At 66.0% G+C, this 13,233-nt stretch carries 14 protein-coding genes; 1 reads left to right on the top strand and 13 read right to left on the bottom strand.

Translation table 11 applies throughout. From position 1 onward, the window contains the following. Position 1: 1 nt before the first annotated feature. A complete protein-coding gene (rimP, locus tag ACVWW6_RS06215; RefSeq protein ID WP_028172521.1) occupies positions 2–757 on the bottom strand; it encodes a ribosome maturation factor RimP in 756 nt (251 codons plus the stop codon). Positions 758–1,118: 361 nt separating this feature from the next. Here rimP and ACVWW6_RS06210 point away from each other — a divergent pair, with 361 nt between their 5' ends. Continuing rightward, on the top strand, positions 1,119–2,201 hold the full coding sequence (locus ACVWW6_RS06210) for a DUF2336 domain-containing protein (RefSeq protein ID WP_011083609.1): 1,083 nt from the start codon (positions 1,119–1,121) through the stop codon (positions 2,199–2,201). Positions 2,202–2,294: 93 nt separating this feature from the next. Here ACVWW6_RS06210 and ACVWW6_RS06205 read toward each other — a convergent pair whose 3' ends face one another. From ACVWW6_RS06205 to tsaB, 12 genes are all read right to left on the bottom strand, one after another. Next, on the bottom strand, positions 2,295–3,008 hold the full coding sequence (locus tag ACVWW6_RS06205) for a tRNA (guanine(46)-N(7))-methyltransferase TrmB (protein ID WP_456680362.1): 714 nt from the start codon (positions 3,006–3,008) through the stop codon (positions 2,295–2,297). Continuing rightward, the gene (locus tag ACVWW6_RS06200) at positions 3,005–4,162 is read right to left on the bottom strand and encodes a M20 family metallopeptidase (RefSeq protein ID WP_456680361.1); all 1,158 of its coding nucleotides are present in this window, start codon (positions 4,160–4,162) and stop codon (positions 3,005–3,007) included. The genes ACVWW6_RS06205 and ACVWW6_RS06200 overlap by 4 nt, the downstream gene beginning before the upstream one ends. An 86-nt stretch (positions 4,163–4,248) precedes the next feature. Further along, positions 4,249–4,662, bottom strand: a complete 414-nt coding sequence (locus ACVWW6_RS06195) for a helix-turn-helix domain-containing protein (RefSeq protein WP_456680360.1) — start codon at positions 4,660–4,662, stop codon at positions 4,249–4,251. A 220-nt stretch (positions 4,663–4,882) separates the two neighbouring features. Then, complete coding sequence (gene lnt, locus ACVWW6_RS06190) at positions 4,883–6,496, bottom strand: apolipoprotein N-acyltransferase (protein WP_456680359.1); 1,614 nt, start codon at positions 6,494–6,496, stop codon at positions 4,883–4,885. Continuing rightward, the gene (locus ACVWW6_RS06185) at positions 6,493–7,611 is read right to left on the bottom strand and encodes a hemolysin family protein (RefSeq protein WP_028172525.1); all 1,119 of its coding nucleotides are present in this window, start codon (positions 7,609–7,611) and stop codon (positions 6,493–6,495) included. The genes lnt and ACVWW6_RS06185 overlap by 4 nt, the downstream gene beginning before the upstream one ends. A 1-nt stretch (position 7,612) precedes the next feature. Then, on the bottom strand, positions 7,613–8,101 hold the full coding sequence (ybeY, locus tag ACVWW6_RS06180) for an rRNA maturation RNase YbeY (RefSeq protein WP_456680358.1): 489 nt from the start codon (positions 8,099–8,101) through the stop codon (positions 7,613–7,615). An 83-nt stretch (positions 8,102–8,184) separates the two neighbouring features. After that, positions 8,185–9,180: a PhoH family protein gene (locus tag ACVWW6_RS06175; RefSeq protein ID WP_011083616.1), complete on the bottom strand. Its 996-nt coding sequence runs from the start codon at positions 9,178–9,180 to the stop codon at positions 8,185–8,187. A 64-nt stretch (positions 9,181–9,244) separates the two neighbouring features. Continuing rightward, on the bottom strand, positions 9,245–10,642 hold the full coding sequence (miaB, locus tag ACVWW6_RS06170) for a tRNA (N6-isopentenyl adenosine(37)-C2)-methylthiotransferase MiaB (protein WP_304550043.1): 1,398 nt from the start codon (positions 10,640–10,642) through the stop codon (positions 9,245–9,247). A 191-nt stretch (positions 10,643–10,833) separates the two neighbouring features. Continuing rightward, positions 10,834–11,514, bottom strand: coding sequence for an HAD family hydrolase (locus ACVWW6_RS06165; RefSeq protein ID WP_456680357.1), 681 nt, complete (start codon positions 11,512–11,514; stop codon positions 10,834–10,836). Beyond that, entirely contained in the window at positions 11,515–11,970 is a 456-nt protein-coding gene (locus ACVWW6_RS06160) for a Fur family transcriptional regulator (protein ID WP_011083619.1), read from the bottom strand. Between the two features lie 38 nt (positions 11,971–12,008). Next, positions 12,009–12,494, bottom strand: a complete 486-nt coding sequence (gene rimI, locus ACVWW6_RS06155; protein ID WP_456680356.1) for a ribosomal protein S18-alanine N-acetyltransferase — start codon at positions 12,492–12,494, stop codon at positions 12,009–12,011. Next, on the bottom strand, positions 12,491–13,186 hold the full coding sequence (gene tsaB, locus ACVWW6_RS06150; RefSeq protein WP_456683123.1) for a tRNA (adenosine(37)-N6)-threonylcarbamoyltransferase complex dimerization subunit type 1 TsaB: 696 nt from the start codon (positions 13,184–13,186) through the stop codon (positions 12,491–12,493). Before tsaB ends, rimI begins: the two co-directional genes overlap by 4 nt. Positions 13,187–13,233 lie beyond the last annotated feature (47 nt).

Genomic DNA, 13,233 nt, shown 5'->3' with positions numbered 1-13,233 from the left:
GCTAGTCTCCTTCGTCAGGCTCGATCTCGCCGCGCCGCGCGCGTTCGGCGGCCAGGCGATGTTTCTTCGTATTGGTCGGTGCCGGCTTCTTCTTCGGCTTGGTGTTCTTGGTCGTTTTTTCGCTGATTTTCGCGTGAGGCGCAGCCGGCGGCTCCAGGCCGAGATTGCGGCGCATCTCGCGCGCCGCGGCCTTGCCACGGCGCATCGATTCCGCGATCAGCTCGTCGGTCAGTACCAGCCGGGCCTCGCTGATGTCCTCCATCGTCAGGAGAACGTCGCGTTCCTCGCCCGCCTTGACGTCGTCGCGCTGCAGATGCACGCGGTCGCCTTCGACAGCGCCGATCATGCCGCGGAACCGCTTCCGCCCCTCATGGGCGACCGCCATCTCGACCTTCACCAGATGTCCGGCATAGCGCTCGAAATCGGAACGCCGCACCAGGGGGCGATCGATCCCCGGCGAGGAGATTTCCAGCCGATAGGCGCGATCGATGGGGTCGGCGACGTCGAGCACGGGCGACAGCGCCCGCGAGATTGCCTCGCAATCCTCGATCTGCATCGAGCCGTCCGGGCGCTCGGCCATGATCTGCACGGTGCAGCCGGCCTCGCCGGAAATGCGGATCCGCACCAGGCGGTAGCCCATGCCCTGGAGCACGGGACCTGCCACCGCGGACACCCGTGCCGCGACGCCCGGCTCGACCACGAGCCTCGGCTCGGCCAGCAACTCGGCATCCGTGGAACCAGCGGTCGGTTCGGTCATATCCAGGGTCAAGGCGCTCGATGGTTAAGGCTTGGTTACGATTTCAAAGCCCGCTTCGGAACTCTCCCGGCAGCTCGCCGGGCCGCATCTTCCGCCAAGCCGCGCTCAGGTAATAAAAAAGAGCGGGTCCTTTCGGGCCCACTCTCACTACGCGGATCGTATGAGAAGATGAATTGGCGCTGATATAGCCCTTTCCACCCTCGCGGACAAGGCCCATCGCAGGGCAGGCGAGGCTTTTTGCGCCTTTCCAACGGCCCCCCGCGCAACGCTTCCTTCATCAACGGGGCCTAAATTCCCTGATTGTGGGGCGACTTGGACCAAGGGCGCACCCGCGGCGTGCCCTGTACGAGTTTGCGTTTTCATGACCGTTGCCACGTCGCTCATTCCCGGACTGGACGATATCGTCAAACGCGGCGACCCCCGGCGCCGTGGCGAGATCGCGCGTGCCATCGCCGAGCTGTTCTTCCAGGATCCCGCCAAGCTCCGTCCCGAGCTCATAGATCTCTTCGACGATCTCCTGATCGATCTCGTCCCGCATGCCGAGCTCGCCTCGCGCGTCGATCTCGCCGAGCGCTTTTCGCGCCTGGACAACGCGCCGCGGCACCTGGTGAACCAGTTCGCGCGCGAAAACGAGATCATGGTGGCGGCCCCTGTGTTGCGCCGCTCGCCCGTGCTCGACGAAGCGGCGCTGGTCGAGATCGCGCGGCTGAAGGGCCAGGGTCATCTGCTGGCGATGACGGAGCGTCCCGCCCTGTCGTCTGTCGTCACCGACGTACTGGTCGAGCGCGGCGACCGCGACGTGGTGCGTCGCGCCGCAGGCAATGCCGGTGCGATGTTCTCACCCGGCGGCTATTCCGAGCTGATCAAGCGTGCCGCGCAGGACGGCGTGCTGACGCTCAAGATCGGCCAGCGCAACGATCTTTCGGGCGAGCACCTGAAAGAGCTGCTCAACGGCACGCTCGACGTCATTCGCCGCCGTCTCTCCAGCGTGGTCAATCCCGTGCGCCAGGTCGAGATCAAGCGCGCCATGGCGGCCATCGAGGAGGCCGCGCTGCCGCCCGGGCCGCGGCGCGATTTCACGGCGGCACAGCGCACGGTGCTCGGCTTGCATCGCGAGGGCCATCTCGGCGAGAGCGCGCTGCTCGGCTTTGCCAAGGCAAACAAATACGAGGAAGCGATCGCCTCGCTCTCGGCGATGTCCGGCGTCCGCCTCTCGATCCTCGACCGCCTGATCGCGGGCGACCGCTACGATCCGATTCTGATCCTGGGGCGCGTGCTCAATCTCGGCTGGCCCACGGTGCGCGCGCTCATCCTGCTCTGGTACGGTCCGCATCGCACGCCGGCCGATGCCGACATCGAGGCCGCCCGCATGAACTTCACGCGCCTGATGCCGACGACGGCGGAACGCGTCGTGAATTTCTGGCGCAACCGGCAGACGATCTGAAGTTACTGTGTTGGTCATTCCGGGGCGATGCGAAGCATCGAACCCGGAATCTCGAGGTTCCGGGTTCGCGCTTCGCGCGCCCCGGAACGACAATCAGCTTCTTCTGAACCGCAAATACGCGGCCTTGCGTCCTTCGCGCGCGGCCTTCCAGCCGTAGCGCGTCATCGTGTAGCCGTCCCATGGCTGCCGGAAATCGTCGGCGCGCTCCGCAAGCCATTTGAAGTCCGCCGAGCGCGCAAGATGCGACAGCGTCCAGGCGCAGTAATCGTCGATGTCGCAGACGAAGCGGAATTCGCCGCCGACCTTCAGCACGCGCGCCATTGCGGCGATGGTCCTGTCCTGGACGAAGCGCCGCTTCCAGTGCCGCCGCTTCGGCCAGGGATCCGGGTGGATCAGGTCGATCCGCGACAGCGAGGCCTTCGGCAGCCAGGCCAGGAGCTCGGCGGCATCGCCCGCGAACAGGCGGATGTTGGCGATGTTGCCGGCCTCGATCTGCGCGAGGATCTTCGCCATGCCGTTGACATAGGGCTCGCAGCCGATGAAGCCGGTCGTGGCGAAGTTCTGCGCCTCGGCCGCAAGATGCTCGCCGCCGCCGAAGCCGATCTCGAGCCGCACGTCGCTCGCCGCGGGATCGAAGATCTCGCACGCATTCCCCGGCGCCTCGCCCGCGATGTCGAGCGCAAGATGCGGCAGCAGATGATCGATCAGCTCGGCCTGGTGCTGCCTGAGCTTGTGGCCCTTGCGGCGCCCGAAGAAGGCGCGCTCGCTGTTGTCATCGCGATCGGGATCTGACTTGCGTTCGCTCATCGCAGCGTCTGATACAGGCGATAGAGCAGCCGCGCGCGCGGTTCGAGCGACGAGACATAGAGCTGCTCATAATGGGTGTGTGCGCCCTTGCCGTCGACGCCGAGCCCGTCGAGCGTGCCGGTGTGGGGAGCGGTGAAATTGCCGTCCGAGCCGCCGCCCGTGTAGGTGTCGATCAGTTCGAAGCCGATCTCCGTGGCGAGCGTCCTGGCATGCTCGTACAGCGAGGCACCTGCATTGCCCTTCTCGTAGGGCGGACGATTGAGCTCGCCGGTGACCCTGACGGTGACGCCGTCCGTCTTCGACCTCAGGGCGAGGATCTTGCCGACGAATTCGTCCGCATCGGTGAAGCTCGGCACGCGCAGATCGATTTCGGCATAGGCCTCTTCCGGCGTCACGTTGGGGCGCGTGCCGCCGCGCACCACACCGACATTCACGGAGACGCCGCGCGCCGGGTCGTTCATCCCTTCCAGCGTCAGGATGATATTGGCGAGCTCGCGGACGGCGCTGCGACCATCTTCGGGTCGCGAGCCGGCATGCGCCGGCACGCCCTTGATGAACACCTGGAAGCGTCCGACGCCCTTGCGTCCGGTGACGATCTTGCCGCCGTCGCGTGCCGGCTCCGTCACCAGCACGTATTTGGCCTTGCGCCCTTCCTTCTCGATCAGCGCACGCGAGGTGGGGCTGCCGATCTCCTCGTCGGAGGTGAACAAGTGGGTGATGCCGAGTGGCGAGCGCTCGGCCGTGGCGCAAAGCGCGCGAAACGCGTGATGGGCGATGTAGGCGCCGCCCTTCATGTCGTAGATGCCGGGACCGAACGCGCTGTCGCCTTCGACCTTGAACGGCAGGCGCTCGATGAATCCCAGGGGATGAACGGTATCGAGGTGGCTCAGCACCAGGATGCCGGGCTGGTCCTGGCCCCAGGCCGAGCGTGCCAGCAGATGATCGCCGCAGCCGTCGACGCCGGCGATGCGCTCGAGCGTGACAGGCAGATCGCGATAATGATCCGCGACCAACGACACCAGCCTGTTGACCTGTTCAGGCGCCTCTGTCGGCGTCTCGATCTCCACCCAGCGCCGGATGCCGTCGAGAATAGTTTGGTTATCGAACCAGTTGGAGTTCGCCATGGGCGCATCTATGCCTTTGAATCGCATCATCCGGGAGGACGCGCGTCAAGGCGCGGCCGCAAATGACGACATAGGCCAGATTTGGCGCAGCCTCAAATCGATTGAGCTGGCACGCCTCAGCGCTTGTCGGGACCTTCGCGCGCCGCGATCTGCTCGACGAGATCGACGATCGAGCGGCGCATCTTCGAATCAGTGATTCGCGTGAACGCCTTGGTCAAAGCGAGTCCCTCGGAGGTCGCGAGGAAGTCCGAGACGTAAGAGGGCGAGGCGCCTTCCGCGAAGCCGTTCGGGCCGGCCGCACCGCTCGGTCCGCCTTCGAACAGGAACGACACCGGCACCTGGAGAATTTCGGCAATCTGCTGGATGCGGCTCGCGCCGACCCGGTTCGTGCCCTTCTCGTATTTCTGGATCTGCTGGAAAGTCAGGCCCAAAGCTTCACCGAGCTTTTCCTGGCTCATGCCCAACATGATGCGGCGCATGCGCACGCGGCTGCCGACATATTTGTCAACAGGGTTGGGCGCTTTCGACATTTCCTCAGCCTCCAAACACCACCCTCAGCGCAATCGACGGAATGCCTCAGGTGCCAGCATCATAAAAATCAGACCCTGTTATTGGGAAACATTGCGGAGAAATTTAGCAATGCCCACTGTCTTTTGCAGCTGGTGCAGAATGAGGAACCCGCGTGCAGTCTGTCAACCGTGGGACCGCGGTTGTCAAAGGATTCCGGCCGCTTCGGCGGTGACGGCGGGATCAGGGGTGCCGTTTGGCCACACGTCGGCGGACCGCGAGAAGCACGGCCAGCGCGACGAGCACGGCCGCGGGCACGTCGCCCACCCGTGCATAGATCGTCGGCGGGATCGCGGCGGGCAGGCTTGCATCCAAAATGCCTTCGACGCCGAGACCGAGGCTGGCGACGGTTCGCCCCACCGGATCGATCACCGCGGAGATGCCGGTATTGGCGGAGCGGACCAGCGGCAAGCCGAGTTCGATCGCGCGCATCCGCGCCTGCTCCAGATGCTGATAGGGTCCGGTCGAGATGCCGAACCAGCCGTCATTGGTGAGGTTCACGATCCAGCCCGGACGTTCGTTGCGACCGGCAACCTCGCCGGGAAAGATCGCTTCGTAGCAGATCAGCGGCAGCGCTGACGGCGCGCCGGGTATCGGCAGCGCATGCCGCACGGTGCCGGCGATGAAGCCGCCGCGCACACGCGTGAGCTGCTCGAAGCCGAGCTTCTCCATCAGATCCTGGTAGGGAAGAAATTCTCCGAACGGCACCAGGTGCAGCTTGTCGTAGACCGCGAGCACGCTGCCGTCGTGATCGATCGCGTAGATCGAATTATAGGCACGCGTGATCGGCGTTCCCCGCGGCAGATCGGGCGCGCGAACCGAGCCCGTGATCAGCACCGTGCCCTTCGGCAGCAGCTCGGCGATCTCGGCCATCGCGTCGGCTTCGCGGGTCAGGAAGAACGGAAAGGCGGATTCCGGCCAGATCAGGATGGTGGCATCGCGCACGCCGGTCGATTGCGGTCCGGAGGCGCGGTCCGACAGCGCCAGGTATTTCTTCATCACCTCCGTCTTGGCGGCGTAGTTGAACTTCGCGTCCTGCTGGAGGTTCGGCTGCATCAGGCGCAGCTTGGCGCCCGCGACCATCGTGGTCGGATGCAGCGACAGGCGGATCGCGCCGAAGATGCTCATGGCAATCAGAAGCGCGACTGCCGCGGCCGGCGCGCGCCACGCCACGCGGCGATCGGGCGTGCGGTCGATCAGCGTCGCGGGGCTTGCAAAGATCGCAACAGTCAGGAACGTCATGCCCCACAGGCCGATCAGCGACGCCGTCTGCGCCAGCGGCAACGGCTCGGACAGCGCATAGCCGAACGCGTTCCAGGGAAAGCCGGTCAGCGCGTGACCGCGCAGCCATTCGGCGATGGTGAGGCTTGCCGCGAGCGCAAGCACGCGCGTGGCGTTCTTGGTCCAGAGCAGGCGGGCGAGCGCAAAGCCGATCGCCGTGAAGATGGAAAGATAGGCCGGCAGGCCCAGCACGGCGAACGGCGTCAGCCAGGCGAACACATCGGCGTCGACGAAGAAGGCATAGCCGATCCAGTAGAGGCCGGGGACGAAATAGCCGAGCCCGAACCAGTAGCCGGTCAGCGCCGCGGCGGGGATGCCGCGGTATCGCCCAGCGCCGGCGCCGTCGATCAGCCAGACCAGCACCGGGAAAGTGATGAACAGCACGGGGAAGAGATTGAACGGCGCCAGCGCCAGCACCGACAGCGCGCCGGCGGCCATGGCGACGAGGGCGCGCTTCCATCCCCAGGTGAGGATGATGGCAAGCGCAATCTGCCGGAGTCGCTGGAACGCGCTCACTGCGGGCCGGTCCCGTCGCTTGGCGGCGGGGTCGGCGTGTCACTGGCCGGCGGTTGACCGCTCTCCGGCGCGCTCTCGCGGCGTCGGCTCTCGCGCTGGGTGCGCGGCGCGGGGCGTTCCTTCCGCGTCGAGATGCGCAGCCGCTTGACGCGGCGCGGATCGGCATCGAGCACCTCGACCTCATAGTTGCCGGGGCCCGAGATCACCTCGCCGCGCACCGGCAGGCGCCCGACGAAGCTGACGAGATAGCCGCCGAGCGTCTCGACTTCCTCGCCGGCCTCGCCGGTGACGAAGTCCGCGCCGATCACGGTGCGGACGTCATCGAGGCTGGCGCGGGCGTCGGCGATGAAGGCGTTGTCGGGCAGGCGCACGATCGAGGGCGGCTCGTCGCTGTCGTGCTCGTCGTCGATCTCGCCGACGATCTGCTCGACGATGTCCTCGAGCGAGACCAGCCCGTCGCTGCCGCCATATTCGTCGACCACCAGCGCCAGGTGGATGCGCGTGGCCTGCATCTGCGCGAGCAGGTCGATCGCCCGCATCGACGGCGGCACGTAGAGCAGCTTGCGGATGATGCGCGCGTCCTCGAGCGGCATCGCGAGATCGACGGTACGAAGGTCGAGGCCGGCCGGCAGCGGCTTCTTGCGCTTGGTCTTGGTGGCGTCCGACACGCGTGCCCGCGCGGTCATGAACGCGAGCAGGTCGCGGATGTGGACGATGCCGACGGGATCGTCGAGCGTCTCGTTGTAGACGACGAGGCGCGAATGGCCGGCGCTTTCGAAGCGGTCCATCAGCTCGCCGAGCGGAATGTCGCGCTTTACCGCGATGATGTCGGCGCGATGCACCATGACGTCGGCGATGCGGCGCTCGTGCAGACCGAGGATGTTGCGCAGCATGGTGCGCTCGACGGCGGAGAAGCCGGTGTCGTCGGGCGTCGAGGCGTCGAGCACGACCTGGAGATCGTCGCGCACCGACCCCGCCTTCCAGCCGAACAGCGTGCGGATCGCGCGCAGCAGCCAGCCTTCGGCGGTCGGACGCAGCACCTCGCCGGGTGCCACCACGACCGGCAAATTGGGCGTGTTGCGGGGATTGTCGTGGATCGGGTCGGAATCCGGCATCTCAGTGCGTCCCCGGGCGGTCGGCATAGGGATCGGGAATGCCGAGATGGGCCAGGATCTGCGTCTCCAGCGCTTCCATCTCCTCCGCGTCGTCGTCGTTCTCGTGGTCGTAGCCGATCAGGTGCAGGAAACCGTGCACGGCCAGATGGCTCAGATGGTGGTCGAACGGCTTCTTTTCCTCGTCCGCCTCGCGCCGCATGGTCTCGTAGGCGATCGCGATGTCGCCGAGCATGCGCGGCGCATCGCCTTCCTTCCATGCGCCCTCCGGCTGGAGCGCGGGAAACGACAGCACGTTGGTCGGCTTGTCGATGCCGCGCCAGTTGCTGTTGAGCGTGCGGATGCCGGCATCGTCGGTCAGCATCACCGCCACTTCCGCCTCCGCGACGTCTTCGTCGACACTCTCGGCGGCGGCCGCGACCGCGCGCTGGATCACGGCTTCGGAATCGGGTTCGCGCTGCCAGCAATCGGCGACGACGAGGACCTCGGTCATGGGAAGGTTGGGGTGTGACATTGTCTTTGTTCGGAACGAAAAGGCGCTCGCGTCCGCGCCCATATGGTCCGGTTGTTGTCCCGTCAGGATTTACCGGCGGCCGGCCGCTGCGGCTGCCCTTCATAGGCGGAGACGATCCGCGCCACGAGTTCGTGGCGGATCACGTCCTCGGCTTTGAAATGAACTTGTGCAATGCCTTCGACGCCGTTCAGCAGGCGGGTTGCCTCGGCGAGGCCCGAGGTCTGGCCGTTCGGCAAGTCGATCTGCGAGGGGTCGCCGGTGACGATCATGCGGCTGTTCTCGCCGAGGCGGGTCAGGAACATCTTCATCTGCATCGATGTTGTGTTCTGCGCCTCGTCCAGGATGATGGCGGCGTTGGTCAGCGTGCGGCCGCGCATGAAGGCGAGCGGCGCGATCTCGATCTCGCCGGTCTGCAGCGCCCGCTCGACGATGCGTGCGTCCATGAGGTCGTAGAGCGCGTCGTAGATCGGGCGTAGATAGGGATCGACCTTCTCACGGAGATCGCCGGGCAGGAAGCCGAGCCGCTCGCCGGCTTCCACCGCCGGGCGCGACAGGATGATCTTGTCGACTTCCTTGCGCTCGAACAGTTGCGCGGCATGCGCGACCGCGAGCCAGGTCTTGCCGGTACCGGCAGGTCCAATGCCGAACACCAGTTCGTGGCGCTTCAGCGCGCGGATGTAGGAGTCCTGCGCGGCGGTGCGCGCGCGCACCGGGCGTTTACGCAAGTTGATGCTGTCGAAGGTCGTTTTGGCCGATTTGGCGTCGAACTCGAACAGGGAGCCCTGTGCGATCACGGCGCGGATCGCGCCCTCGACCTCGCCCTGGTCGAGATCCTGCCCCTTCACCGCCTGGGCGTAGAGCACCTCCAGCACGCGGCGCGCGGCATCGCAACCGTCGCGCGTGCCGCCGATGGTGATGTGGTTGCCCTTGGAATCGACGACGACGCCGAGCCGACGCTCGATCTGCGCGAGGTGCTGGCCGTAGGGGCCGACCAGTGCGGATGCGGCGCGGTTGTCGTCGAAGTCGATGACGACCTGGGTTTCGGGCGGAACTTGCATGTCGCGGTCAAATTTGCGGCTGGGAGCGATAGAAGACGAATCCGATGCGCTTTTTGGCAAGGGTTCAGGCTCCAGTGGCGATGGGTGATAAAGCGGGCTCGCGCGCAACGCGCGGTGTGACGAGCTCCCCGAGGAAGCTGTAGCGTTCGAGGCTGTCGATCCGCACCGGAAGGATTTGTCCGATGATGTCGGGCGAGGCCATCACATGCGCGGGCTGGAGGAAGGCGGTGCGGCCGACGATCTGGCCGTCCTTGCGCGCCGGACGCTCGAACAGCACATCGACGGTTGAGCCAATCGCGGCCTTGTTGAAGGCCGATTGCTGGCTGTCGATCAGTTCCTGGAGCCGCTCCAATCGCTGGTCCATCTCGGCGGGGGACACCGTCTCCTGCATATCCGCGGCCGGCGTTCCCGGCCGGGCGGAGTATTTGAACGAATAAGCGGCAGCGTAGCCGATTTGCGTGACAAGCGCGAGGGTGGCGAGAAAATCTTGCTCACTTTCACCCGGGAATCCGACGATAAAATCTGATGAAAAAGCAATGTCTTGGCGCGCGGCCCGGAAACGGTCGATGACACGCCGATAATCATCGGCGGTATGTTTGCGGTTCATGGCGGCCAGAATCCGGTCCGAGCCCGACTGCACCGGCAGGTGCACGAACGGCATCAGGGCCGCGAGATCGCGATGGGCCGCAATCAGGCTGTCATCGACGTCGCGGGGATGGCTGGTCGAATAGCGCAGCCGCGCGATGCCGGGAATCCCTGCCAGGTGTTCGAGCAGCCGGCCGAGTGGCCAGCTTTTTCCGTCGGGTCCGTCGCCGTGATAGGCGTTGACGTTCTGCCCGATCAGCGTGAGCTCGCGCACGCCGTTGTCGGCGAGCCGCTTCACGTCGTCGACGATCCTGGCCACCGGGCGCGACACTTCGGCGCCGCGCGTATAGGGCACGACGCAGAAGGTGCAGAACTTGTCGCAGCCTTCCTGCACCGTGACGAAGGCGGAAATGCCGCGCGCGCGGATCGCATCGGGTTTCGGCTGGGCCAGGAAGCCGAACTTGTCGGCCGCGGGAAATTCGGTCTCGACCGCGCGGCCTTCGTTGCCGGCCCGCTTCAGCAGCTCCGGCAGGTGATGATAGCTCTGCGGGCCGACCACGACGTCAACCACCGGCGCCCGGCGCACGATCTCCTCACCCTCGGCCTGCGCCACGCAGCCTGCGACGGCGATCTGCATCGCGCGGCCCCCGCGGGCGGCCTCGTCCTTGGCGACGCGCAGCCGGCCGAGCTCGGAATAGACCTTCTCGGAGGCCTTCTCGCGGATATGGCAGGTGTTGAGGATGACGAGGTCGGCGTCCTCGGCGCTGGCCGTCTCCACGAATCCTTCCGGAGCCAGCGTGTCCACCATGCGCTGGGCATCGTAGACGTTCATCTGGCAGCCATATGATTTGATGTGCAGCTTGCGCGGCGGCGTCATGGAACCCGAAAATGGAGGTGGAGGACGGCCCTCAGATATAGGCTGGAGGGGGGAAAATCCAGCGAATGGAGCCCGAGGCGGTCATTCCGGGGCGCCCGCAAGGCGGGCGAACCCGGAATCGCTCCAAAAGCACGGGATTCCCGGTTCACGCGCCTTGCGCGTGCCCCGGAATGACGGGCAAGGGGGCGAAATCAGCCCGCCAAAGCGTCCGCCTCGACCCGCCGGACCAGCTCCGGCAATTGCCGCATATCGTCGAACGTCAGTCCGGCGCCGGCGGCCCGCAGCCTTTCGGCGTGCCCCGGCGGGCAATGGCTGCCGCCGTGAAAGCCCAGCACGGTCATCCCGGCGGCGTGCGCGCCGGTCACTCCGGGAAGGCTGTCCTCGATCACGAGGCAGCGCTCCGGGGCGACCTTCATCTGCGCGGCGGCAAACAGGAACAGGTCGGGCGCGGGCTTGCCGCGGGCGACCTGGCTCGCGGAAAAGATGTTCGGCGCGAGCAGGTCGTAGAGCCCGGCGCACGTCAGGCCGTGATGGATCTTCTCCGGCGTGCCGCTCGATGCGACGCATTTCGGTAGATCGATTGCGGCGATCGCCGCGGCCACATGGGTGATCGGCTGCAAGTCGCTGGCGTAGAATTGCAGCGTGGCCGCATTCACTTGGCTCTCCAGATCGTCGGGGAGGCTGCGGCCGATTTCCTGCTCGACCATCCGCCGCGCGTCCTTCTCGGATACGCCGAGAAAGCGGATTAGTACCTGCTCCGAGGTGATCGGATAGCCGTGGCGGGTCAGCACGTCCGCATGCGCGCGACAGGAGATCACCTCGCTGTCCACGAGCACGCCATCGCAGTCGAAGATGATGAGATCGACGGGCACTTAGCTTGTGGGCTTGTCGTCGTCGAGCGGGACGCAATAGAGCTCGAGCCGGTGGTCGACCAGCTTGTAGCCGAGCTTGCGGGCGATCTCCGCCTGGAGCTTCTCGATCTCTTCGGAGGTGAACTCGATCACCTTGCCGTCGCGCAGATTGATGAGGTGGTCGTGATGGCTGTCGCGCATCGTCTCGTAGCGCGCGCGTCCCTCGCGAAAGTCATGGCGTTCGATGATGCCGGCATCCTCGAACAGCTTGACGGTGCGATACACGGTTGAGATCGAGATCTTGTCGTCGACGGCGACGCAGCGGCGGTATAATTCCTCGACGTCGGGATGATCGACCGCCTCCGCGAGCACGCGGGCGATGACGCGGCGCTGCTCGGTCATGCGCATGCCGGTGGCGGCACAGCGCGCCTCGATGCCGGACGCCTTGGATGCAGAAGAAGGTTTCAGTGCGGTCATGATCTGTCTGCCTGACGGGGCGCTTTCTGCCATCAATGTTACGACAAGTCACGCCGCATCAGAAGGGCGTTCAATTGTTCCCCGTTCGGCTGTTTATAGTAGCGTTCGCGGCGTCCGACCACCATGAATCCGCACCTCGCGTAGAGCCGCCGTGCCGGCTGGTTATTTTCCTCGACCTCGAGAAATATCGTGCGCACGCCGCGCCCGGCGAGGTGGCCGAGATGGCTCATCAGCAGTGTCTGGGAGAGGCCGCGGCCGCGATGGGCCTGGTCGACCGCGATCGAGAGGATCTCCGCTTCGTCCGCGCCGATCCGCGACACCGCAAAGCCGATGGTCTTGCGGCCGAGGCGCAGCCGATGCACCAGCGTATTGCGCTCGCTCATCATGCTCTCGAATTCGCCTTCGCCCCAGCCGTGCGCGAAGGAGGCGCCATGAAGCTGCGCGAGCCGCGCGGCATCGCGCGCGGAAGCCGGCTCGACGGCGGCCGTGCCGCCGCGCCACCATTCCGACAGCCAGCTCATCATGAAGTTGCGGCTTGAGCTGCGAGCGGCGGCTGCGTTGCCGGTTTTGCATCGGGGGCGCGCAGATAGAATGGCCGCGCCGGATTTGTCTCGGGATCGGCGGCAGCACCAAGCCATGCGACCCAGCCGATATCGGGCGCGGGCTGCGCGTCGACCGCGACCGGCTGCGGTGCATCCTTCGGCCAGCGATCGGCAAGGATGTTTGCGGCATTGCCGACCAGATGCGGTGCGCCGAATTGCGAGGCCGCGATCGCCTCGTCGACGGAGACGACGCCCGGCCGCACCAGCTGGCTGCCGTCGCCGGCGACGATCTGGAAGTAGACGTGATCGTGCCGCGCATCGATAGCGGAGATGACCGGGGCCGATTTGCTCTGGCCGACGACGGTGGCGGCATAGCCGGACAACGTCGTCAGCCCGACGGCCGGCCGCTTGGCCGCGAGTGCAAGGCCGCGTGCCGCCGAAATGCCGACGCGGAGGCCCGTGAAGCTTCCCGGGCCGACGGTGACGGCGATGCGGTCGAGCGCGGTGAAGGAAAGATTGGCCGATTGCATGACGCGCGCGATCATCGGCATCAACGCCTCGGCGTGGCCGCGCTTCATGAGAAGCTGCTCCTGCGCAAGCAGCTCGCCGGCGTCGGTATCGAGCACGGCGGCCGCGCACGCCTCGAGCGCGGTATCGATGGCAAGGATCAGCATGAGAACGCGAATGGCGAGTGGCGAATAACGAGTAGTGTAGCGAACCA

It is taken from the genome of Bradyrhizobium sp. USDA 3311, assembly GCF_054062495.1.
Note: the sequence above shows the minus strand (reverse complement) of the source record. Positions and strands in the feature narration are given on the sequence as shown.